Here is a 22,631-nt window from a genome sequence, read left to right on the forward strand (position 1 = left end):
TTTGTCCGCCAGTCCCAGCCGGCGCTCGGCTTGCCCCAGCAACATCACGCCGGCGTCCGAGGTAATGCGTCCGCCGTCGAATGCGGCGGTGATCTTCTTGCGGCCAACGGCTGGAAACGAAAACGGCGGAAGGCTATCTTCAATCATGGCGGGTGTGGCTGTGATGCGATGGCGTGAGGGATCAGCGTAAGCAACTAATCCATACGCTAAATCAACGCCTTACGCCACATCCGCCAGCCCAAAATTACCCCCTCGCTGAATAAGATGGGTTAGCAAGCTTTTGTTCGAAGTCCTTTCTTTGTTCGCCTAGCGCCGTTAGTTGCCGACACTCATCGAGCTTGCGCAATTTCTTAACGCTTACTCCGGCAAGAAACTGACAGTGGGACAGGAGCTGCAAGACGTCGCTCGCATTGTCACGATTAACACCGGTTCTGTCGAAAGCATCAGGGTTAACGCATTCGGGGTTTTCACGACTGATACTGTCGCGCTTAAATTGCGCCTGCCTGCCGGCAGGGCTGTCTACATAAAATTGCAAACGGGCTCTCAGATAGGCTTCGTTGTCAAGCCATTTAGCTTCGAGCCCATCGAATTCCGCCAGAATTCCGAGGACATCTGTATTTTGCCTGCTTTCTTCCATCGCCTCAATCACGCGCTTGCTTCGCCAAAATCTTGGATAAACAAATTCATTTAGAGATTTTTGGACATCTAAAATATTCGCAATATCCTGCTCTTTCTTCCGGGATAGGTCTTGGTAAAACCATTGCCCGAACTGAAAAACCGCCGTCACAATTGCGGTAAACAGCGCTACACCCAATCCGCCCTTGACCCAAACAGCTTTATCTTTCAACTCCGCCAACTGGTGATGCGTTGGCGCGGGCTGAGGATCGTGAGATTCTTTGTCAGTCATAGACTTGCGCTCCGATCTTCCGCACTGGCCAGCCCCCGGAACAGTCCGGGGCATTTAGTTCATGTCCGCATTTCGGACCAGCGGCTGAGCGCTGGGCTTAGCCAAGCAGGGCGAGCGGGAATGCCCGGTGTTCGCGCTAAAGCGCGGCTCCGATGCGCCAAGCCGTCGAGGTTCGATCAGCGCCTGATCATCATCGCCGACGCCCGAGCGGTTCACGCGCGACGACACGATCCATTCCTGCAAGGCGTCCTCAGGCGGCGCGCGCAGCAATGAAAAATGCGGATTGTCGCCCGCCATCCAAGCGCCCGCGTCGCGCCAATCGAAGGACCACCGGCATTCGAGCGAAAGCGCGGCATCCAATCGTTGGCGCGACCGGCGATGATCGTCCCCGAGTCGACTATCGCTATTTCCAGTGCACGCAGCGGCGCTGGCCCAAGCCGTGGGTCGAGCTAAAACGCCGAGTCCATTTTATGCACCGCTTGCCCTCAGGTGGGTGGACTGCTGCGCCTGGCCTAATTCTGCCGGCCTTCTGGACGAAAGACGTCGACCCAAAATCTTCCGGCGGGAGCGAGGGACGCATTGGCCCCGCCGAAACTGACGTAGTCGCAGCAAAGAAAAACGCTCCGCAAAGAGCCCCGAACAAAGCGGTCTTCAAACCCCTGCTCATTTTTTCCTCCCATAATTTCAAGTTTACGCTGAAAAGGTAGATCGCCGCGGCGTCACGTCTACTGCTCCGCCACAGCGAATGCAGCACATTAAGTTAACTTCCCGCTGTGCCCGATACGGCGGCCAGTCGGCATCAGATTCACGGCGCGCGAGCCGCAGGGCGAACAGACGAGTCGGTGCGTTACGCCAGCGCGATGAACGGAGTTTCAGCAATCACGCGCGCGGCGAAAGCGATCCTGCCATGATGGGCGCAACCGAGCCCGACGCACCAGAACCATGCGCCAGCGACCGAAGATTGGGCGCCAGAGGGCGGAATCGAACCACCGACACTGAATTTTCGGCTCATGCTTTTGCTTGGAAATAAACTGGTTGGGCGCTCTATTTGGTTTAACTTGGCATTGAGTACTGCGGGAACAGAAAAATTTGTCTAACCGCGTTCGATCAGACCTCATTATCGCTCCTTTGGGGGATGAGAGTTTCGCCGCGTATCTCAAGCGGCAAGGTCATCGGGCTCCAAGAACCGAGGTGTCGAGGTGTGGGCTTTTATAACGGATCGAGCATGTTCTGATCGTGCGGCCTCGGCTATCACATTGAGTGCGGCAACCACTGCCGAGATGCCAATCTCTTGATAGTGGCGAAGTAGGACCTCGGATGCATGCTCGGGCGATTGCGGCTCGGTTAATTCCGTGGCGGTCGGCGCGGTCATTACAAAACTCCACTGTTTCGAATCCCCACTCATGCCTCAACGACCATCGAATGGAGCGGCGTGACGCTTGATCGATTGGCAATTGAGGGCCCATGCAGATCGAGAACTGGCGAAAAAGCGATAGCCTTCTTCGCGGACGATCAGGCCCACTGCCGCATGCTCGATCTCAATTACGTACGCGTGTGACATCCTTCCTCGCAGTCTCGAACCCTTACGGAAAAATTCCTGTTCAACGTTTCAGCCAAATCCGGGCCGTTCGTGAATTGCCTGCGAAAAGTAATTTTTATTCGACAGTTCGAAAGGTCTACCGGCAAAATTTTTGTTAGGTAAAATTTGAGTCAATTCCACAGAGACCCGTTCAACATTTCGGGCCTTAAGCCTTAGCGAAAGAGGGCCGTACGTAACTGCAACAACGTCGCCATGACATCCTCTGCAGCGTGTTTGCTGCACTCAAGCGCTTCGCTTGCAGCGTTTGGGTGGTGTAAGCGACGGGATCGACGTTGTTCAACTGCACGTCGCGACGATGGAGGCGAGCAGCGCCCAGTTTTCAGCTCCGACCTCGTTTCCAGCCAACAAGGCATTGTTGCGCGTAAGAGCCGCTGGTCTGATGGCGTTCTCAACGGAACGAGCCGAACGTCGCTAGAAGCGACCTTTCTATTAAGGCAAAACGCGAACAGCAGCCGTCATGACGAGAGGCTACGACGCCGCGCCCTCTCAAGGCTCAACGTCACCAGGGTAGCCCCAATAATCAACAACGCCTGACCCTCAACGCCATTGACGTCCCTTATGTCGAAGCCTTTCAGCAGCAAAGCCACACCAATCAATCCGCGAATCATCATCAGCCCTTTTTTGCGCTAGACCGCGCTCCGTCCCGCTCGTGGCATTTCCCACGCGAGGTTCGCCTACTCTCAAAACAAGGCCTTGTTGGGGCTCTCAGCGCGCGGGCCGTGGGCGCGTTTTCGACGAAGCGAACTGGTGCGCGCTAAACGCGTCGTTGGCTGGATTTTCAATCTGCAGCAAGAAAATAAATCGGGCGTAACCTCAGGCGGCCTTTATCTTCTCGACGAGCTTCCAAACGGGGGACCCGAGAAAGCGTCCACCTTCGTTCCACCATAATGGACTTTACCCATTGTGGCGGACGAGCGCCGCGGTCTTTGGTTTTCCATCGGCGGATCGGAGAGTTCAAAGACGGTATTCAATCTGGTCGTTCCAAAAGCGATCCAGACGCGCCAATGAGCGATTCAGGGCGACAAAATCATCCTCTTGAATTCCGCCTAAGTGCTCGACCGTCGCGGCATGCGTTTGGTACGCTTTGTGAACAAGCTCGTGAATTTCTTTACCACGTTCCCCAAGGCTGATTTTGACAGTACGACGATCAATGCGGGATTTCGAGTAGCGAAGGAAGCCGACTTCAACGAGTTTCTTAACATTATAGGAGCTGTTCGAGCCGGTGTAATAGTCGCGAGCCCTGAGCTCCGATACGGTGAGTTCCTGGTCCGCGATATTATAGAGCATGATGGCCTGGACGGCGTTGACATCTACGATCTTGGCCCGGTCAAGAGCGTCCGTCACGACATCCAACAATCGGCGATGCAGGCGCTCGAGCATCAGGATGGTATTGGTATAGGCCGGCAGGATTTCAGCAGCGCGGGCTGCCGGACTAGTCGTTGTCAGGTTCATTGCCAAGTCCCTTGATTATGCCAGGCATTCTCGTTCGTCTATGGGACGGACATTAAGGCCGTCGCTTGAATTGCAGCTTAAACAAGATCGTGAATCAGGAATTGACGGAGTTGAGGTGAATAGAAAGTGACCTTAGCGGCATTCATCCGAATACGGTCGAGACCTGCATGTGGTCTAGCCATCCGTTTGGGAAGGAGTCGCTCTGCCTCATGGGCGTCGTTGCCGGGGAACGTCAAACACCGCTAAAGTTCTATTTCGGGGCATACTGAGAAAAATACACTGAAATTAAAATGCATTCGGGCCAGATAATCCGCTTCGGGATTTCCAGGAGTAATTGCCTCGTCTTGGACATGGAATGTAGGAGAATTCAAAATCAGCTTTCAAATGACTGCTAGACTGACGTCGCTGCAATACGGTTTTGAGCGAACAGCTTTGGTAGGGACACTCTTGAATCGAAGCAAGCGCAGTCGATACACCGGCTCTGATCACGCACTGACCTTTCAAATTTTTGACGCAAATAAACGCGCCGTCGCCATTATCAATACGAAGCGCAAGAACTTCCACTTGGCACCAAACGGGATGCTCCTCAGACAACCCGGGGACGTCGGCAGTAACAGGCGCCTGGCCTTCTCGGACGATTTCAAATGTATAGGCCGCCATCCTAACTCCGATCCCCTGCCTCTCCGCCTAACGACACGTTCCTTATGCGTCGAAATTGGCCTCGGCGTCATCTAGCGGTGCAACACGACGTTAATCAGCACCCGTCGAACTGCTCTTGCGGCAGGAAAAACGGGGTCGCGATACCCAGGACGTTGATTATCATTGGGCTTGTGCTCGTTGCCGTCGGTGTTCTTTAGCCATGGCTGACGAAGCTTGGTCTGGGTCAGTTGCCGGGCGACATCCGGATCACGCGCGATAACTTTCTCTTGTATGCTCCACTCGCAAGCGGGCTAGTCCCTATGATTGCTGGGCCTGAGGGTGCCCCGTCGTCCGGCGGCGCGGCTGAAGGTTATCAATGTACCTCTTGATGAGAGAAAGCGCCTCAGCACTGATGACGCCACCGACAATACCCTTGAGCCAACTCATGTTATCCTCCTGAAATCCGACAACATAACGTGGCCGACGGTAAGCTAACGCGATCCCATCGCCTTTCAATGCTCGCAATACCCAAAACGTCATCCAACATGCAGTTTGGCTCTATCTTCGGCTCACCTTGCGCTATCGTGACGTCGAGGATTTGCTGGCTGAAGGAGGTTGGAAGTCAGTAATGAATCGATCCCCGCTGGGTCTTGAAGTTTGGGTCAGCGATCGCCAAAAACCTCCGCAGCGCTCGACCGAAGCCTCACGATCGGTGGCATCTCGACGTGATGGTAATCACGATTGGTGGGCAACGCATGTATATGTGGCGGGCCGTCGATAGCGAAGGCGAAGTTCTTGACGTCTTGGTCCAACGAAGCGCGACAAGGCCGCCGCGCTGAAGCCGCTGAGGAGATTACTCAAGAAGCAAGGATTTTCCCCGCCCGTGATTGTCACGGACAAGCTCGGATCCTACGGGTCGGCGCTGCGGACCATCTGCTTCTCGGGTCGGCATGATCCGGGCGGAGGAACTCGCATCAGTCTGTTCGATGACGGCAGCGCAAAATGGGGCGTTTTAAGCCCTGCAAGTCAGCTCAACGCTTTGTTTCGTTCCATGCCGCCATCTACAACGCTTTCAATGTTCAACGACACTTGATCTGCCGACCAACGCATCAGCAGTTTCGCGTCGAGGCGCACAACGCTCGGCGCGACGCGACGATTGCAGCGGCGTGAAGCGAGAATTCAATGCCGCTTTCGCGCGAGCTCAGCGTGTTAACGTGTCAATGCCCTCTCGCGCGATTGGTAACGGCGAGACATGCGCACGCAGGAAGTCCAACGCTTCCTGCGGCGCGTTGGCGAGTGGTAGCGTGACAAAATGGTTCGTGGTTAGGATCAGCAGCCAAGCGCCTTCGATCGGCCATATCGCCTTGATCTGCGGCCATTCCAGGAGCGAGCTGGGGCCGGGACCATCGACGACGAGGCCATCGTCGCGCAGACGCGCCATCGGCCAACGTCCCCGCATGACCTCGACCTTCTCGCGCATCATCCGCAAATGCATACGCCAACCCGACGCCACGATGATTGCGAGAATCGCGAATAGCGCCAAGAACAAGCTAACGCTGATCTCTTCTTCGCCCGAGAAAAACAGCATCGCGCAAGATAGAACGATCAGCGCAAGCGGAACAAAGGTCCGTAGCGCATTCTCGCGGAACAAAGCCTGCATCACGAAGCCGGTGACGGCGGTTCGGATCAGTTTTTCGTCGTAACGGAGTGGGAAGACGTAGCGCTCGATCATTACGCGGGCCTTGGTTAGGTGAAAGCCATGTTGGCGGTCCCTCGATCATAGGAGGCCCGCCACAACACAATTGTGCATGATTTGATGTCAGGCAAGGAGCAGCCAATCCAGCGGATATCGGCGCGTTCTGCATACCTTGCGCCATTTTCCTCCGTGTCCACCCGCAGATAGCTGCAAAGGCCTGCTTACGTTGGTCCTCCTCCATGTGAGAATGGTCACGCCATATCGGGCGCGGGGCTGAATTGGATTGTCCGCAGCCATTGTGGACACGGAATAATCGAATGTTCCCCATCGTCGTCGTGGGACCGAAATGGTGAGCGGCAGCGGTGAGCTGGGACAACCGTTACCCTGGTCCGTTCGTATCGACGGCACTATTTCCCATTAGCGTATTCGAGCAGCCAAAAGCGCGTCACGACCTATTGCCGGCTCTCATCGAAGTTTCTCCAGCGCCGCCGCCAGCCTCGCGATTTCCGCGTCATCCGGCGCCAGCTCGGCGAGCGTGCGCGCGACTGGCGCCGCGCGCTTCGTATCCTGAGCCTGTAACGCGTCCTGAAGCTCCAACTGCAACAGTTGCGGATCGAAGGGAAAACGACGCAATGCTTTGTCGAGGGCGGCGCGCGCATCTTGCGCTCGATCGAGCGAATTCAGCGCTACGACATAGACATAGGCGAAGCGCGATTCCCCAGGCGCCAATTCCGTCGCGCGATCAAGTTCCGATATCGCTTCGAGGTATCGCTTCTGGCGAATGAGACTCAATCCAAGGGCGTGATGCGCGGCGGCAGCGTCGGGAGAGAGCGCAATCGCTTCGCGCAGGGCCTTTTCGGATTCCGCTTCTTTTCCCTGCACCCGATAGAGATCGGCCAAGTTGACGGAGAGCGGAGTCGCCGACGGCTCCAGCCTCAGACCGGCGAGATATTCGGCCTCGGCTTCAGTAGGTTTGCCGCGCCGAAGCAGAAATCCAGCGAGATTGGCGCACCCGTCGGGGCGATCCGCGTTCAATCTTTGACTTGCCTCATATTCCGCCCAAGCGGCCTCCAATCGCGCGCGATCTTCCGTGGACACCGCCTCAACGCTTTGGTCGGCTAATGCGACGGCAGCTTCCAGACGAACGGCCTTAACAGAGTCAGACAGCAGAGGATTGGCGCGACGCCAGCGTTGATCGGGTGGCAAGGAGGGCAAGAGCGCGCGAAGGGCGGCGATGCGCAGCAGCGGATCGGCATCATTCAGCGCCTTGATCGTCGCCTGCTCCACGGAAATCGACGGCAGTCGTTGCGCTTCGCTGATCGCGGTCGCGCGCGCGACCGCAGGCGTCGCAGGATCATTCGCGAGTTTCAGCAACAATTCTCGCGCCACAGGTTCGCCCAAGCGCGCTTTGTGGAAAGCCTCCGCCCAGTTCTGGAAGCCCTTGCGGTGGGGTCCGTGCCACCGCTCGATCGCCTGAGCAGCCCATTCCGCCGGTTTGTCCTTGTGGCAAGCATTGCACGTGTTCGGCACGCCGAGCGTTACGGAAAGGTCAGGGCGGGGAACGCGAAATGAGTGATCGTGGCGTTCGTCAACAACCATATAAGTGCGGGAACGCATGTGGCATGAGACACAATCCGGCGCATTCGGGCCGCTCTGATGTCCCGTATGCGCTGCGGACGAAAAGCGATCCGCTTGATGACATTGCAAGCAGACCTCCGTCCGCGCGGCCTTCAGCTTGCCGGAATGCGGGTTGTGACAATCGCTGCAAATAACCCCCTTGGCGTACATCAAACTTTGCTTGAACGGATGATCGTTGAAGACTTCGTCTTTCATCTGGCCGTCGTCTTCAAAGAGCTCTTGCGTCAGCAGCGCCGGCGTATGCGTATCGGTCAGCGGCCTGCCGGGGCGCCAGTCTTCGCTGATTTGGCCCCGCCGCGAATGGCAATGCGCGCAAAGGTCCACCTCGTCGCCGATTGGGCGCGACGCCGATTGTTTTGGACTGGCCGTCTTCGGATCAGGTGCCCAATCGACATGCTCTCGACGCGCATGTGTCGCAGCGAAGCCCTTATTCGCGACGTGACTATCACGACCGCTGTTTGCCCAAGCCACGTGTTCCGCCCCCGGACCATGGCAACTCTCACACCCGACGCCGACCTCCGAAAAGCTCGTATTGAAGCGATCATTTGCGGCGTCGTAATTCTTATGCAGGCCTGTCGTGTGGCATTCGGCGCACATGAAATTCCAATTCTGCATATAGCGCGTCCAATGCAGCGGATCGGTGCCTGGCATGGGCCGATCGGGATAGAGGTGGATCCAGCGCTGGCCGCCGGCTTCCTTCGGTCGCGTATCCCATGCCCAGGGCAGCGCCTGAAGCCTCCCATCCGGGAAGGTCACCAGATATTGCTGCAGCGGCTCGACGCCGAATGTGTGACTAACCTCAAAGCGATTCGCCTTTCCATCGCGTCCTTCGGTCTCGACAAGAAACTTTTCTACCTCTCGGTAAAATCTGCCCTTAGAGCCGTGGCTTTCGGCGATAGCGTTGTTGAAATCGCCGTGTACGGTTTCATGCGTCGCGACAGTCATCGCGGCCGCGTGATGCGATTTCTTCCACGCGGCGGTTTCCCCTGCATGACATCCGGCGCAGTTCTTGGAACCAACATAGAGTGGTACGGATGGCGCGGATGATTTCTCTTGCGCAGCCACGTCACAAGGAGCAGCGACAAGCAGGCCGAATATCGCGCAGACGCACGCCGACGACGACGCAAAACGTGTCGCGGCCTTCATCGCCTTCCCAAGGGCAGGATGCTCGCGTCCACCCTTACCCAAACTGCCGTTCCTTTGCGTTCGGGGTCACTGTCTCTACCGAAGAAATTATTCTGATTATTAGCATTCGATTGACACAGTCGTAAGTTCGAAACTAGTCTTATTGGCAGTGCATTCACCCCTCAAAAACAAAAAAAGTGGTGTCTAAGGGAGCTGCGGCCATGCATCGACTTATCCATCTTATTTTATTTCTGTCTATCGGCGCCGTGGGTTTCGCCGTTGGCCCTGCCACGGCCGAAGCCGCGAAGAAGCCGAACATTCTCGTCATCTGGGGTGACGACATCGGCATGTGGAACATCAGCGCCAACAATCGTGGCATGATGGGCTACAAGACGCCGAATATAGACCGCATCGCCAAGGAAGGCTTGTCATTCACGGACTATTACGGCCAGCAGAGCTGCACCGCCGGACGCGCGGCTTTCATCGGCGGCAATGTGCCGGTGCGCACCGGCATGACCAAGGTCGGGCTCCCTGGCGCCAAGGAAGGCTGGCAAAAGACGGATGTCACCATCGCCACGGTGATGAAGAGCCTAGGCTACGCCACCGGTCAGTTCGGCAAAAATCATCAGGGTGATCGCGACGAGCATCTGCCGACGATGCATGGTTTCGATGAATTTTTCGGCAATCTCTACCACCTTAACGCCGAAGAGGAGCCAGAGAACGAGGACTACCCGAAAAATCCGGAATTCCGCAAGAAGTTCGGCCCGCGCGGCGTCATCAAGGCGATCGCCGATGGCAGGGGCGGCCAGAAGATCGAAGACACCGGCCCGCTGACCAAAAAACGCATGGAGACCGTCGACGACGAGACGATCGCGGCGGCCAAGGACTTCATCACGCGTCAAGTGAAAGCCGGGAAGCCGTTCTTCACATGGTGGAACGGCACGCGCATGCACTTCCGCACCCATGTGAAGGCGGAGCATCGCGGAATTTCGGGACAGGATGAATATAGCGACGGCATGGTCGAGCACGACGCGCATGTCGGTGAATTGCTTAAGCTCTTGGACGATCTTGGGATCGCCGACAATACCATCGTTTACTATTCGACCGATAATGGCCCGCACTACAACACTTGGCCCGATTCGGGCACGACCATCTTCCGCAGCGAAAAGAATTCCAATTGGGAAGGCGCCTATCGCCTCCCGGCCTATGTGCGCTGGCCAGGGCATTTCGCCGCGGGGGAGACCCTTAATGGCATCGTTGCGCATGAAGATTGGTTGCCAACCTTCGCGGCCGTCGCCGGAGACAACGACATCAAGGAGAAGCTCGCGGCGGGCGTGAAGCTCGAAGGCCGCAAATATCACAACATGATCGACGGCCATAACATGGTCGACTATCTGTCGGGCAAGACAAAGGAGAGTCCCCGCACGGAGTTCATTTATGTAAATGACGACGGACAGATCGTGGCCTTGCGGTATGGTGACTGGAAGGGCGTGTTTCTCGAAAACCGCGGTGTGGCATTTGAGGTGTGGCGGGAACCGTTCACAGAACTGCGCGTCCCGCTGCTATTCAATCTGCGACGCGATCCGCTCGAACGCGCGCAGCACAACTCGAACACCTACAATGACTGGTTCCTATCGAGAGCTTTCGTCGTAGTGGGGATGCAGCAGGTCGCCGCGAAGTTCTTGAAGTCGATGAAGGACTATCCGCCGAGCCAGACACCCGGCTCCTTTAATCTGGAGAAAATCCAGAAGCAGATCGAATCCGCAGGCGGCGGCCGCTGACCAATAATTAACAAGCCGTCGCGCGAGAAGCGCGGCGGCTTTATGCCGCGAGCCTGCGGCTGGTGCGGCGAGCGCAATGAATATAAAGAAATACTACCTCATCTTCGCCTTTTGCAGCGTGTCGATCATCGCGCTCCTTTACGGCGTTTCCCCCTATTGGTTCGCGCGGACGTTCCTCGACGTTTCTGAGCTCGACGTTGATCTCGCGCATATTCTCAGGGCGGTCATGGGTCTTTATCTCGCATTCGGATTGTTCTGGCTTTTCGCCGCGTTTAGCGACGCGTATCGAAATGTGGCGGTATTGAGCACGGTAATTTTTTGCGGCGGCCTTGTCACAGGACGATTGATCAGCCTGTTAGCCGACGGGCGCCCCTCGTCACTTCTGATGCTGTATATCTTTTTGGAGTTCACCCTTGTTCCGCTCGGATATTGGATTTTTCAGCTTCCTGAATAGTCAGCGCGACCACCCGTGAAGGAGGAGGTCCCAATGAAGCGTCTGCATCTTTCGACATTCTTCTTTTTCCTCTTCCTCGCCGGCGCCGCCACTGCGCAAGATGCTCTTCCTTCTTGGAACGAAGGTTCCGCCAAACAGGCGATCGTCGCATTCGTCGAAAAGACGACCAAGGCGGCCGGACCTGACTATGTCAAGCCCGAGGACCGCATCGCAGTTTTCGACAATGACGGGACGCTGTGGACGGAATATCCAGCCTACTCGCAACTCTTCTTCGCGCTGGATCGCGTCAAGCACCTTGCGCCACAACATCCCGAATGGCGCAAGAAGCAGCCCTTCAAGGCTGCGCTCGCGGGGGATCTCAAAGCGGTCGCGGCCGGCGGCGAAAAAGGTCTAGCCGAGATACTGGGCGCAACCCACGCCGGCAATACGCCGGAAGAGTTTCAGGCGATCGTCGCGCAATGGCTGGCGAGCGCCACCCATCCTCAATTCAAGAGGCGTTACGATCGGCTCGTCTATCAGCCGATGCTGGAGCTACTGGCCTATCTGCGCGCCAACGGGTTCAAGACCTATATCGTCTCGGGGGGCGGCGTCGAATTCATCCGCGCCTTCGCCGAACGCGTTTATGGCGTGCCGCCCGAGCAGGTCATCGGCTCGACGATCGTGACAAAGTTTGAGGTCGTAAATGACAAGCCAGTGTTGCGGCGCGAAGCGAAGATCAATTTCATCGACGACAAGGCAGGCAAGCCCGTCGGCATAAATCAATTCATCGGACGGCGTCCAATTGCCGCTTTTGGCAATTCGGACGGCGATTTCGAGATGCTGCAATGGACGACCGCGGGCGACGGGCCGTGTTTTGGCCTTCTGATCCATCATGACGACGCCGAACACGAAGCCGCCTACGACCGCAAGTCGTCGGTGGGCCGTCTCGACCGGGGTTTAGATGAGGCGCAAAGACGCGGCTGGAGCCTTGTCAGCATGAAGAACGACTGGAAATCGATTTTTCCAACGACGCATCATTGACTTGGCGGCGTCGACGAACATTGAAAGCTTGAGCGCGCATCGTTGCGCATGTGCCACGCGGCGCAATTATTTTTTTATGCGCCTGAAGAAGCGCGCTTTTGACCCACTCCGGCGCGAAGCTCTAACAATGTGATTTGAAGAGAGTCGCTATGTATCGCTCAAGCGTCTCCCGGCATGTGCTCGCAGGATGGGGGATTTTCGGCGATGTTCGCAGGCGATGTGAAAATTCGATTGTTGGCGGCGAGCGCGCTCGCGCTTGTCTGTTTGACAGCGCCCTCGTTGGGGGCCGACCTTCTGGGAAAAAAAGGATCGCCCGTCGCGCCCCCGCCTGTGTTCACATGGACAGGCTTTTATATGGGCATGAACTTCGGCCATGCCTGGACGGGTAGCGATCCAATCGCCGTCGCTTCCGCGAATGTGTTTGACGTCACAGCTGGCGGTTTCGGCCCGGGGTCGGCGCATGGCGCTTCAGGCTTGGTCCGCGCGCGACTCGACGACTACTACTTTGGTGGCCAGGCTGGCTACAATTGGCAATTCACCGAGAAATTTCTCGCCGGCCTCGAGGCTAACATTCAGGGCGCCGGCGTGCGCGGCGGCGGCGGCCTCGCCAATGTGACTGCTGCGCCGGGCGGCTTCGCCGTGACAAGCGCCACGCTCCGACGCAGTCTTGAATATTTTGGGACCATTCGCAGTCGCCTTGGCTATGCGGTGACGCCAACAATTCTTGTCTATGCGACGGGCGGCCTCGCCTACGGCGGCGTCAACGTGACCTCTGCGCTGGCGCAGAGTCTGACGCCTTCTCTTCTGATCGCGGATGTCGCGAAGGGCGATCTCTATGAAAATCGCGTCGGCTGGACGATCGGGGGCGGCGGCGAGATGGCTCTGGGCCATAATCTGAGCGCCAAACTTGAATATCTTTATTATGATCTGGGTTCCGCTTTCTTCGCCAATCCGCTCGCGTTTACAGATGTTACAACTGGCGCTCTGCAGCTCATCAACGCCATGCGCGTTTCGGCGCGCTTCAACGGCCACCTCCTGCGGATGGGGTTCAACTACCGTTTCGACTGGAGCATCCCTCCGACTTCCGTCTCGGCGGCGACGCCACTTTTTGCTTCGCCGGAAATCGCGCCGGCGGAACAGTCCGCGTTTGCCGATTGGCGCATATTGGCGCTGCCCTACTTGTGGGCGATCAATACGAATGGTTCGTTGATCGCACGCAACGATGCGATCGGAACCGATACGACGATTATCGACGCATTCACGAAGAGCAGCTCTTTCCCCTTCGCTTTTATGGGGCGCGTGGAATTGAGCAACGGACCCTTGTCCTTTTATGGCGACTTCGCATGGGCGCGGCTGCGCTTTGCCGGTTCGACTCTGAAGCTGCGTTCGCCGGTCGCGGATATCGCCATCGCGGTCAGCGCGGGTGGCCGTTTGAGGCAAACTCTCGCCATAGGTGAAGCGGGCGTCGCTTACGAACTCGCCCGGTGGAAATTCCTGGGCGCGCCGAGTTCATCCACCGCGCTCGACGCTTACGCCGGGCTACGCTACGGCTATCTCGGCTTGGATCTCACCATGAATGCTCTTGGCGTCGCCAACTCCCAGCTCCTGGACCTTGAGGTCGTCGGCGCGCGTGCCACCGCAAGGTCCGGCAGGATTCAATGGGTCGATCCGGTTGTCGGGCTACAAGTCCGCCATGAATTCGCGCCCGGCGAGGAGTTTCGGATGCGCGGCGACATCGGCGGCTTCGGCGCCGGCAGCAAATTCGGCTGGCAGTTCTATGGCGGCTACAGCCGAGATTTTGAATTCAGGGGCCTGAAGTTCACCAGCCTGATCGGCTATCGCGCGGTGGGCATTGACTACTCAACTTGGGCAAATGGTCGAGAAAATGGCCTCAACGCCATCATTCACGGCCCGGTTACAGGCGTGGGCATGCGCTTTTAGAGCCAGCGCGCCCCACGCCGCCTATGACGCTTAGGACTCGCCGCCGAATTGAACTGTTGTCGTCGGCACTCATGATATTGCTGCGATCTAATGGACGATTGTCGCCAAAGGCTTGCCGGGCGACCTTGCGTTGAAGCTCCTCATTTATTCTGAAAACCCCAACGCGACTTCATGAGGTTCATGCTGCCCGACAGGCGCCGTAAAGTCCGCTTATGATGTTGTGGACGGCTCTCCGCCGAGCGCGGCGCCCTTGCCGTCCTTCGGGCAAATCGCGCCAAAAATATAGGTCGAGGCGGTGCGCTGGTCATGCGGCGCCGATGGGCGTGTTCCGCGACGCGCCCAACGCCGGGTGATCTTGTTTTTCTGGCCGATGCGCGCCTCATCGGCGAACCAGATTTCTATATTGGCCGGATCGACGCCTTTGTCCTTGGCGATGTCCGCCACACGCGCCGGGAAACTTTTTTAAGATCTTCGATTGCGTCGTCGGCTTGCGTATGATGGCGCGGACGGGCGGAAAGCTTGCGATAGCCCATGGCTCGCAGTTCCCGACTCAAGGTTTGCTTGGCGACCGAGACGCGGAACTCTTCGAACAGCCACTGGCAGAGATCGATAATTCGCCAACGCACGACGCCGTGGATCGCCAGAGTCGGCCCGCTCTCAATGATCGCGGCGAGAGCCGCTCGATGCGCGTTGTTGAGCCGGGATGGCTGCCCCGGCGCTTTGCGGTCGACCAGGCCGTCCGGGCCTTGCACGTTGAACTTCACTTCACCACCCAGTCGCGAAGGATCTGCAGCGTCACGCCGCCGACCTTCGCCGCTTCGGTTCGCGTCGCCGCGTCGTAAATCGCCGCCAGCGGCAGAAGCCGTCGCGCCTGCGAACCGTCCTTCGATCGCTTGGCGGCGGCACGCGTTACCTGCGCATCAAAATCAGCCCGAAGCGGTATGGGCATGGCAAACCTCCTTCGTTCGCCATGTTGAATCAATCCAAAGCTGATTTGGAAAGCCATCCCGAGTCATGCTCAATGGGATTGGTTATAACGCATCCCACCGGTCGAAACCGGAAGACGAGAAAACCCACTTGCGCCAGAGCGCTTCGAAGCGCGTGCTTTTGGTCGGGACCCGTCTTCACGGAAGGCATTATGGCCAGCCAGCGGACATGAGCGCCGCACCAACAGGTCGAACATATGGCCGCGCTGACCAGCATTGCAGAAGTCCAAAAAGACTTTGCCAAGGGAGCGCCGTCCACACATGGCGCTTCTCCCCCGTTCGTCAGCGTGAAAACGGCGCAGAAGTGCCGATTGCGCTCTCCGCTTTTCGAAGCCCATCGACTTATCGTGCTATAGCGTAGCAGTAGTGCTCATTTTCGTCCGGCGCGGCCCGCCACTGTTTTAGAAGAAGTTATTGAAATTTCATTCGTCTCATAACGACGCCGCTGGGACGCCCGTCGATGAGCGCGCGCGCCGACGCTTGCCCTTTCCAGATGCGCTCCTAACTAAGCGAGCGCTTGCCGCCCTCCGTTCTAGCTAGCGGCGGGCGATTTTCTGTCGCTTGCCCGCCGCCGGGATTAGGATCGCGGGTTTCTTAACAATGGAGGCGTCCGCGGATTTACGACAGCGACGCTGGGAGGCCGCCTATCGCCATCTCGCAATGATGGAGAGGACTCATGGCCGAACCCCCGACTCGCCGCGGAATCCAGGGATCATTTATTGCCCTCGTCGCTGGCGTTGGCCTTCTCACGCTGGGAACTTGGATCGGACCGACCTGGGAGGGCATAGTGTTTGACGCCATCGGCATGGCGTCGCTGGTCGCGCTGCTTTGGCTCTTTTAGCCGTGTCGGCGCGCGCATCTGAGGACAAGAATATGTTGAGACGGACAATGGCCTATATGATCTTCGCCGCCGGGGTTGCATGGTCCGCCGCTGCCGTTGCGCAAACGGCGCCGGCCGCGCCGGACTGCGCCGCCCGGGCGACCGAAAAAAAGCTGCATGGCTCGGCGCTGAACAGCTTCATGAAGAAGTGCGAGAGAGACGCCGCCGCCGCATCTTGCGAAGCCGCCGCGGGCGAGAAGAAACTGGCGGGCGCCGCCAAGGCGAGCTTCAAGAAGAAATGCATCAAGGACGCGACCGCGCGGCCGAACGCTCAATAATACGCAGGCGTTGCCGAACACGCGTTCCAGCGCTGCGCGGCTGAACGCGACGCGACCAATGGGTGGGGATATTGCGATCGAATGCTTCGAGCCGGACGACTACCGCATGAGCGCGGCGACGCCCGGCAGCGTCTTGCCTTCGAGCCATTCGAGAAAGGCGCCGCCGGCCGTCGACACATAGGAAAATTCCTGCGCGACATGCGCCTGATTGAGCGCCGCCACGGTGTCGCCGCCGCCGGCGATCGCGAGCAGCTTGCCCTCGACGGCGAGTCTCGCCGCCGTCTGCGCGACGGCGTTCGTGCCTTCGTCGAAGGGCGGCAGTTCAAACGCGCCAAACGGGCCGTTCCACACCAGCGTCTTGCACTCGGCGAGAAGCGACTCGATTTGGCTGATCGATTTCGGGCCGACGTCGAGGATCATGTCGTTGTCGCCGACATGATCGACCGAGACGATGCGCGACGGCGCGTGTGCCTCGAATTTCTGCGCGACCGTAGCGTCGATCGGCAATATGATTTTGCAGCCTGCCTTTTCCGCCTTGGCCAAAATCTCCCGCGCGGCCCCGGCGAGATCATGTTCGCACAGCGACTTGCCGACGGCCTTGCCCTGCGCCGCAAGGAAAGTGTTCGCCATGCCGCCGCCGATGACGAGATAATCGACCTTCGCGACGAGATTGCCTAAGAGTTCGAGCTTCGTCGACACTTTCGCGCCGCCGACGATCGCCATGACCGGGCGTTGGGGATTTGAGAGCGCCGATTGCAGCGCCTCGAGTTCCGCCTGCATGGCGCGGCCGGCGTAGGCCGGCAGCCGATGCGCTATTCCTTCGGTCGAGGCGTGGGCGCGATGCGCCGCGGAGAAGGCGTCGCTGACGAAAATATCGCCGTTCTTGGCGAGCGCGTCGGCAAAGTCGGCGGCGTTCTTTTCTTCGCCCTTGTGGAAGCGGGTGTTCTCGAGCAGCGCAATGTCGCCGTCCTTGAGCCCGGCGACGACTCGCGCCGCCTCCTCTCCCTTGCAGTCGTCGGCGAAGGCGATCTTGCGTTTGAGCAGATGTTCAAGCGCCGGGACGACCTGACGCAGCGAATCCTCGTCGACGCGTTGGCCCTTCGGCCGGCCGAAATGCGAAAGCAGAACGACCCTGCCGCCTTTTTCAGCGATCTCGTTGATCGTCGGCAGCGCGCGCTCGATACGCGTCGCGTCGGTGACGCGACCATCCTCCATCGGCACATTGAGATCGACGCGCAACAGCACGCGCTTGCCCTTTACGTCGGCGTCGTCGAGAGTGCGGAAGGCGGTCATATGAAACGTCCATTCGCGGCTCGAAAAAGAGACGCGGAGCTTCAGGTCCGCGCCGGCATATTGGCGTGAAGCTTACAGAAGCTTTCCGATCGCGCTCGCCACATCGGTCATGCGACCCGAGAAGCCCCATTCATTGTCGTACCACGACAGGATCGACACGAGATTGCCGTCCATGACCTTGGTCTGGTCGAGATGGAAGCAGGACGAGAGCGGATTGTGGTTGAAATCGATCGACACTAGCTTCTCGCTCGTATAGCCGAGCACGCCCTTGAGCGGACCGTCGGCGGCCGCCTTGATCGCGGCGTGGACCTCGTCCTTCGTCGTCGCCCGCTTGGCCAGGAACTTCAGATCGACCGCCGACACATTGGGCGTCGGCACGCGAATGGCGTAACCGTCGAGCCTGCCGTTGAGTTCGGGCAGCACCAGTCCGACGGCCTTCGCCGCGCCGGTCGAGGTCGGAATCATTGACAGCGCCGCCGCGCGGGCGCGGTAGAGATCCTTGTGCATCGTGTCGAGCGTCGGTTGATCGCCCGTATAGGCGTGGATCGTCGTCATGATCCCCTTGTCGATGCCGATCGCCTCATGCAGCACCTTGGCGACCGGCGCGAGGCAGTTCGTCGTGCAGGAGGCGTTCGAGATGACGAGATGATCCTTGGTGATCTTGTCGTGATTGACGCCATAGACGACCGTTATGTCGGCGCCGTCGGCGGGCGCCGAGACCAGCACGCGCTTCGCGCCGGCGTCGAGGAGCAGCTTCGCCTTGTCGCGCGCGGTGAAGAGGCCGGTGCATTCGAGCGCGATGTCGATCTCGAGGTCCTTGTATGGAAGCTCCGCCGGATTCTTGATGGCGGTCACCTTGATCGGGCCGCGGCCGACGTCGACCGTGTCGCCGGCGACTTTCACTTCATACGGAAAGCGGCCGTGCACCGAATCATATCGCAACAGATGCGCATTGGTTTCGACCGGACCGAGATCGTTGATGGCGACGACTTCGAGGTCCGTGCGCCCCGTCTCGATAATGTAGCGCAGGATATTGCGGCCAATACGCCCGAAACCGTTGATCGCCACTCTCACCGTCATTGAGAATTCTCCTTGCGCCGCAGGAACTCTACGCGGCCCTCGCCCATGGAGCCTGCGGGGCTCTGGAGGCTGGCGTGTGATAGCACCTCGCGCCCCCCTGTCAACGCGCCGAGGGTGCGCCATTCGGAGCGGTTTCGAATTGCCTGAATCATGCTAGGAACAGGCTGGCAGGCGAATCGCTCGGCGGGGTTCGCCACGCCCAAAAGCCTTGCCATTCCTGCGACCGGCGATGAACCATTCAGATAAGCGCGACGACGAAAACGCCAAGAGGGTAGAGACCGCCGTCGCCGAGTTGCAGATGGCGATCGCTCAATTGGAACGCACTGTCGCCGCCAAACTCGAAGACGAGCTTACCAGCGCCGAACTCGAAGAAGAACTCGCCATCATGCAGGACGACCGTTCGCGCCTCGCGCTCGACCTCGACGCCGCGCTTGCGCGGCAGAACGCATTAGAGAAAAGTCGCGACGAGGTGTTGCGGCGCCTCGAAACCGCGAGCGAAGGCGTCGCCGCCGCGCTCGGCGCGGCGGTCGCCGCGCCGGCGCGCGAGGATTGACATGGCCTCCGTCGTCGTCGTCATCGCCGGCCGCACCTATCGCATGTCCTGCGAGGACGGCGAGGAGCAACGCATCGAAGAGCTCGCGCGTTACCTGGAAGGCAAGATCGAGTCGATGCGCGAGAACTTCGGCGAGATCGGCGAGCAGCGCATTATCGTGATGGCCGCGCTCGCCATGGCCGACGAGACGACCGACGCATGCGCCAAAGCGCGGGCCATGGAAGCGGACGTGGCCGCCTTGCGCGCCGAACTCGACGACGCGCGCAAGGCGAACGACGCCTTGTCGGCGCGGGCGTCCGAGGCGCTCAAGGACGCGACGCGCCGGCTCGCAAAGCTCGACGGCGATTTGTCGAGGCCAGCCGCGTCGGTGGACGATATTCTCTAGAACGCCTGCTGAAGATTACTTCGTCGTGCCCCAATCCTCGAAGCTCGGGTCGCGCTTGGCTTTTTCTAGATTGTCCGCCTGCTCGGACAATTGATAATTGCGATTTTGCGCCGCCATCGCCTCGGCGCCGTCCTTCATGATCGCGATCTTCATCTGCTCCGTCGCGAGGCGATTGAGTTCATTGATCCATTGATTGAGATGAAGCAGCAACTTGCGTTTGCGCTCGGCTTGAATCTCATGCGACGAATCATTGTTGTCGGAAAGCGCTAGTTCTTCCTGAGTCTCCGCAATCATCCCATCGATTTTCTTGAGGTTTTCTTCCGCGGCGGCGGCCTGGTCGGCCGCGCCGGACTTCGCCTTTTCCAGCGCCGCTTCGGCTTCTCCATGCGCCTTCTTGAGATTGTCGAGGCCGTTCTGCAGCCATTTCGACTGAATTTTCAGGAGCGCGTCGCGGGGAACGCCGCTCATGCTTAGCGAATTCGGAAGGGGAAAATATTGACCAAGCTGCGTCGCAGCGGCGGGCGCGACGAATGTTGCGCCAAGCCAGATTGTGGAGGCGAGCAGGCCAAGCAGGGCCAAGGTCCTGCGCGTGCTGCTGGCCGTTTTGCGACGGAAATTCATGATTTCTCTCCCTATGCAGCGCCTTTCCATGCGCTTTTCTTGCTCAAACTGGTCTATCGACTAATTTCTGGCAAGTGCCGGCGTGCGGAAGCGGATTTAAGAGAGCCCAGCGCAGCGCTTGACTGCCGCGGCGGTTTCGCGCGAGCCTGAGCGCGCCGGGGGAGCCCCGCCGGGCGTCGCGATCGAGGGTCGCCGCTTTGGGGCTGAGAGGCCGCAGACGCGTCGCGAGGCGCGGGCGCGGCGACCCTTCGAACCTGATCCAGTTGAGACTGGCGGAGGGATGGTGACGGCAAAATTCGTAGATGGGCGCCGTTGATGCGCGCCCGCGTGATCGGCGCCGGCGTCGCCGGCCTTTGCGCCGCCTACGCGCTTGCGCACAAGGGCGTTGACGTCGACATCGTCGAGCGCGAACCGGCGCCGGGCCTAGGGTGCTCGCGCTTCGCCGGCGGCATGATCGCGCCCTGGTGCGAACTGGAAAACGCCGAACCCCTGGTGGCGACGCTGGGCGAAGAAGCTCTCGACTTCTGGTCGCGCGACATCGGCGTCGCGACGGTCGCCGGCAGCCTTGTCGTGGCGCCCCGGCGCGAGCGCGTCGAGCTTTTCGACTTCGCGCGGCGCACCCGCCATTTCGAAACGCTGGACGCAATTGGAATTGCTGCGCTCGAGCCGGATATCGCCGGGCGTTTCGAGGCGGCGTTGTTTTTTCCCAAAGAAGCGCATCTCGATCCCCGCGCCGCGATGGCCGCGCTGACCGAGCGTCTCGCGCAAATGCCGAATGTCGATTTCCATTTTGGGCAGGACGGAGCGGGGCTGGCGACCACTCCGGACTGGACCGTCGATTGCCGCGGCTTCGCGGCGCGCGACGCGCTGAGCGGACTTCGCGGCGTTAGAGGCGAAATGCTGATGTTGCGCAGCCAAGAGATCGCCCTCGCGCGTCCGGTGCGCATGCTGCACCCGCGCCGGCCGGTTTACGTCGTTCCGCGCGGCGAGGGAGTGTTCATGGTCGGCGCGACGATGATCGAGAATGAGGAGCGCGGGCGGGTCACCGCGCGCTCTCTCGTAGAACTCGTCAATTCGGCTTTCGCCATCCATCCGGCCTTCGCCGAGGCCGAGATCGTCGAGACCGGGTCGGACCTGCGGCCGGCGTTCGCCGACAATCTGCCACGTCTTTTGAAACGGGATCGCACACTCTATATCAATGGGCTCTACCGCCACGGGTTCCTGCTCGCGCCGGCATTGGCGCGCCGCGCTGCTGAGGTCGTCGTGAACGACGGGTATTTCCCAGAGGTGATGGATGCTCATTCAAATCAACGGGCGACCGCAGGACGTCCGCGCCACGACATTGCAAATGCTGCTGCAGGAACTGGGTTATGACGAAAAGACGGTGGGTACCGCCTTGAACCAGGAATTTGTGCGCGCCAAGGACCGGGCCGAGACGCCGATTCGCGAGGGCGACGCTGTCGAGATCGTGACGCCGAGACAGGGCGGGTGAGCGCGCCTGATGAATGACTCCATGAGGCTTTACGACGTCGCGCTGTCTTCGCGGCTGCTGCTCGGGACGGCGCGCTATCCGTCGCCGGCGCTCCTCGCCGAGGCCATTCGCGCGTCAAATTGTGAAGTCGTTACCGTCTCGCTGCGACGCGAGGCCGGCGGAGCGCGGGCGGGCGAGGCGTTCTGGAGCCTGATCCGCGACATCGGCGTACGGGCTCTCCCCAATACCGCCGGCTGCCGCACCGCCAGGGAGGCGATCGCGACGGCGCAAATGGCGCGAGAGGTCTTCGCGACCGACTGGATCAAGCTCGAAGTCATTGGCGAAGAAGACACGCTCCAGCCCGACGTCTTCGGACTTGTCGAGGCGGCGCGCATTCTCGCCGACGACGGCTTCAAGGTCTTCCCCTATACGACCGACGATCTCGTCGTCGCGGAAAGGCTGCTGGACGCCGGCTGTCGCGTGCTGATGCCTTGGGCCGCGCCGATCGGCTCCGGGCGCGGCGTCAACGACGTTTTCGCACTAAGGGCGCTGCGCGCGCATTTCCCCGACACGCCGCTCATCGTCGACGCTGGGATCGGCGCGCCGTCCCACGCCGCGTTGGTCATGGAGATGGGTTACGACGCGGTGCTGCTCAACACCGCGGTTTCGCGCGCCGGCGACCCCGTCCGGATGGCGCACGCCTTCGCCCTCGCGATCGAAGCGGGCCGGGAGGGCTTCCTCGCCGAGCCGATGACCCCGCGCGACATGGCGGAGCCGTCGACGCCCGTCATCGGCCGTCCCTTCGACAGACTGGCCTGAGGGGCACTGGGG

General features: G+C 59.5%; 22 protein-coding genes, 3 pseudogenes and 1 riboswitch. Of the genes and pseudogenes, 13 read left to right on the forward strand and 12 right to left on the reverse strand.

Annotated elements, in window-relative coordinates; all coding sequences use genetic code 11:
• The 6 genes and pseudogenes from QZ964_RS01440 to QZ964_RS01465 form a co-directional block, all read right to left on the reverse strand.
• On the reverse strand, positions 1-147 hold a 147-nt coding region (locus tag QZ964_RS01440), incomplete at its 3' end, for a transposase (RefSeq protein ID WP_292528282.1).
• A gap of 97 nt (positions 148-244) precedes the next feature.
• On the reverse strand, positions 245-907 hold the full coding sequence (locus QZ964_RS01445) for a hypothetical protein (protein WP_292528186.1): 663 nt from the start codon (positions 905-907) through the stop codon (positions 245-247).
• A gap of 54 nt (positions 908-961) precedes the next feature.
• On the reverse strand, positions 962-1,267 hold the full coding sequence (locus tag QZ964_RS01450) for a hypothetical protein (protein ID WP_292528188.1): 306 nt from the start codon (positions 1,265-1,267) through the stop codon (positions 962-964).
• 1,385 nt (positions 1,268-2,652) lie between these two features.
• Positions 2,653-2,900, reverse strand: a pseudogene (locus QZ964_RS01455) (hypothetical protein); the annotation flags it as partial.
• A gap of 561 nt (positions 2,901-3,461) precedes the next feature.
• Entirely contained in the window at positions 3,462-3,959 is a 498-nt protein-coding gene (locus QZ964_RS01460; RefSeq protein ID WP_292528190.1) for a MarR family transcriptional regulator, read from the reverse strand.
• 285 nt (positions 3,960-4,244) lie between these two features.
• Positions 4,245-4,619 (reverse strand): hypothetical protein, encoded by a 375-nt coding sequence (locus tag QZ964_RS01465; protein ID WP_292528192.1) that lies wholly within the window; start codon positions 4,617-4,619, stop codon positions 4,245-4,247.
• Between the two features lie 203 nt (positions 4,620-4,822).
• Here QZ964_RS01465 and QZ964_RS01470 point away from each other — a divergent pair, with 203 nt between their 5' ends.
• Positions 4,823-4,987 carry a DUF2905 domain-containing protein gene (locus tag QZ964_RS01470; protein ID WP_367119190.1) on the forward strand — a complete coding sequence of 55 codons (165 nt, stop codon included), beginning with the start codon at positions 4,823-4,825 and terminating at the stop codon, positions 4,985-4,987.
• A 115-nt stretch (positions 4,988-5,102) separates the two neighbouring features.
• A pseudogene (locus QZ964_RS01475) lies at positions 5,103-5,768 on the forward strand (IS6 family transposase).
• A 31-nt stretch (positions 5,769-5,799) separates the two neighbouring features.
• Here QZ964_RS01475 and QZ964_RS01480 read toward each other — a convergent pair.
• Positions 5,800-6,330, reverse strand: coding sequence for a YcxB family protein (locus QZ964_RS01480; protein WP_292528193.1), 531 nt, complete (start codon positions 6,328-6,330; stop codon positions 5,800-5,802).
• A gap of 429 nt (positions 6,331-6,759) precedes the next feature.
• Positions 6,760-9,078 (reverse strand): tetratricopeptide repeat protein, encoded by a 2,319-nt coding sequence (locus QZ964_RS01485; RefSeq protein WP_292528195.1) that lies wholly within the window; start codon positions 9,076-9,078, stop codon positions 6,760-6,762.
• A gap of 200 nt (positions 9,079-9,278) precedes the next feature.
• Between QZ964_RS01485 and QZ964_RS01490 the strand changes: the two genes are divergently transcribed.
• From QZ964_RS01490 to QZ964_RS01505, 4 genes are all read left to right on the forward strand, one after another.
• Positions 9,279-10,838: an arylsulfatase gene (locus QZ964_RS01490; RefSeq protein WP_292528197.1), complete on the forward strand. Its 1,560-nt coding sequence runs from the start codon at positions 9,279-9,281 to the stop codon at positions 10,836-10,838.
• Between the two features lie 76 nt (positions 10,839-10,914).
• Complete coding sequence (locus QZ964_RS01495; protein ID WP_292528198.1) at positions 10,915-11,292, forward strand: DUF4345 domain-containing protein; 378 nt, start codon at positions 10,915-10,917, stop codon at positions 11,290-11,292.
• A 33-nt stretch (positions 11,293-11,325) separates the two neighbouring features.
• Complete coding sequence (locus QZ964_RS01500; RefSeq protein WP_292528200.1) at positions 11,326-12,312, forward strand: HAD family hydrolase; 987 nt, start codon at positions 11,326-11,328, stop codon at positions 12,310-12,312.
• Positions 12,313-12,642: 330 nt separating this feature from the next.
• Positions 12,643-14,253: an outer membrane beta-barrel protein gene (locus QZ964_RS01505; RefSeq protein ID WP_292528201.1), complete on the forward strand. Its 1,611-nt coding sequence runs from the start codon at positions 12,643-12,645 to the stop codon at positions 14,251-14,253.
• Positions 14,254-14,490: 237 nt separating this feature from the next.
• Here QZ964_RS01505 and QZ964_RS01510 read toward each other — a convergent pair.
• Positions 14,491-15,259: pseudogene (locus tag QZ964_RS01510) on the reverse strand (IS630 family transposase); the annotation flags it as partial.
• A gap of 656 nt (positions 15,260-15,915) precedes the next feature.
• On the opposite strand from QZ964_RS01510, the gene QZ964_RS01515 reads away from it, so the two are divergent.
• Complete coding sequence (locus QZ964_RS01515) at positions 15,916-16,080, forward strand: hypothetical protein (protein ID WP_292528203.1); 165 nt, start codon at positions 15,916-15,918, stop codon at positions 16,078-16,080.
• Positions 16,081-16,112: 32 nt separating this feature from the next.
• On the forward strand, positions 16,113-16,397 hold the full coding sequence (locus QZ964_RS01520) for a PsiF family protein (protein WP_292528205.1): 285 nt from the start codon (positions 16,113-16,115) through the stop codon (positions 16,395-16,397).
• Between the two features lie 99 nt (positions 16,398-16,496).
• On the opposite strand, the gene pgk is transcribed toward QZ964_RS01520, so the two are convergent.
• Positions 16,497-17,690, reverse strand: coding sequence for a phosphoglycerate kinase (gene pgk / locus QZ964_RS01525; protein ID WP_292528206.1), 1,194 nt, complete (start codon positions 17,688-17,690; stop codon positions 16,497-16,499).
• Between the two features lie 72 nt (positions 17,691-17,762).
• Positions 17,763-18,770 (reverse strand): type I glyceraldehyde-3-phosphate dehydrogenase, encoded by a 1,008-nt coding sequence (gene gap, locus QZ964_RS01530; protein WP_292528207.1) that lies wholly within the window; start codon positions 18,768-18,770, stop codon positions 17,763-17,765.
• Between the two features lie 229 nt (positions 18,771-18,999).
• Here gap and QZ964_RS01535 point away from each other — a divergent pair, with 229 nt between their 5' ends.
• Both QZ964_RS01535 and QZ964_RS01540 read left to right on the forward strand, forming a co-directional pair.
• Positions 19,000-19,323 (forward strand): DUF4164 family protein, encoded by a 324-nt coding sequence (locus QZ964_RS01535; protein WP_292528209.1) that lies wholly within the window; start codon positions 19,000-19,002, stop codon positions 19,321-19,323.
• Between the two features lies 1 nt (position 19,324).
• The gene (locus QZ964_RS01540) at positions 19,325-19,708 is read left to right on the forward strand and encodes a cell division protein ZapA (RefSeq protein WP_292528211.1); all 384 of its coding nucleotides are present in this window, start codon (positions 19,325-19,327) and stop codon (positions 19,706-19,708) included.
• Between the two features lie 15 nt (positions 19,709-19,723).
• Here the strand turns inward: QZ964_RS01540 and QZ964_RS01545 are convergent, their stop codons facing one another.
• Entirely contained in the window at positions 19,724-20,329 is a 606-nt protein-coding gene (locus QZ964_RS01545) for a hypothetical protein (protein WP_292528213.1), read from the reverse strand.
• A gap of 175 nt (positions 20,330-20,504) precedes the next feature.
• A riboswitch (TPP riboswitch) is annotated at positions 20,505-20,627 on the forward strand.
• Positions 20,628-20,644: 17 nt separating this feature from the next.
• Here QZ964_RS01545 and QZ964_RS01550 point away from each other — a divergent pair.
• From QZ964_RS01550 to QZ964_RS01560, 3 genes are read left to right on the forward strand one after another with little or no spacing between them, the layout of a single operon-like run.
• Positions 20,645-21,703 carry an FAD-dependent oxidoreductase gene (locus QZ964_RS01550; RefSeq protein WP_292528214.1) on the forward strand — a complete coding sequence of 353 codons (1,059 nt, stop codon included), beginning with the start codon at positions 20,645-20,647 and terminating at the stop codon, positions 21,701-21,703.
• On the forward strand, positions 21,678-21,821 hold the full coding sequence (gene thiS / locus QZ964_RS01555) for a sulfur carrier protein ThiS (RefSeq protein WP_292528215.1): 144 nt from the start codon (positions 21,678-21,680) through the stop codon (positions 21,819-21,821). Before QZ964_RS01550 ends, thiS begins: the two co-directional genes overlap by 26 nt.
• Before the next feature lie 9 nt (positions 21,822-21,830).
• Positions 21,831-22,619 (forward strand): thiazole synthase, encoded by a 789-nt coding sequence (locus tag QZ964_RS01560; protein WP_292528216.1) that lies wholly within the window; start codon positions 21,831-21,833, stop codon positions 22,617-22,619.
• The last annotated feature ends 12 nt before the right edge of the window (positions 22,620-22,631 follow it).

Origin of the sequence: Methylocystis sp. (genome assembly GCF_021731785.1) — a bacterium.
Lineage (GTDB): Bacteria > Pseudomonadota > Alphaproteobacteria > Rhizobiales > Beijerinckiaceae > Methylocystis.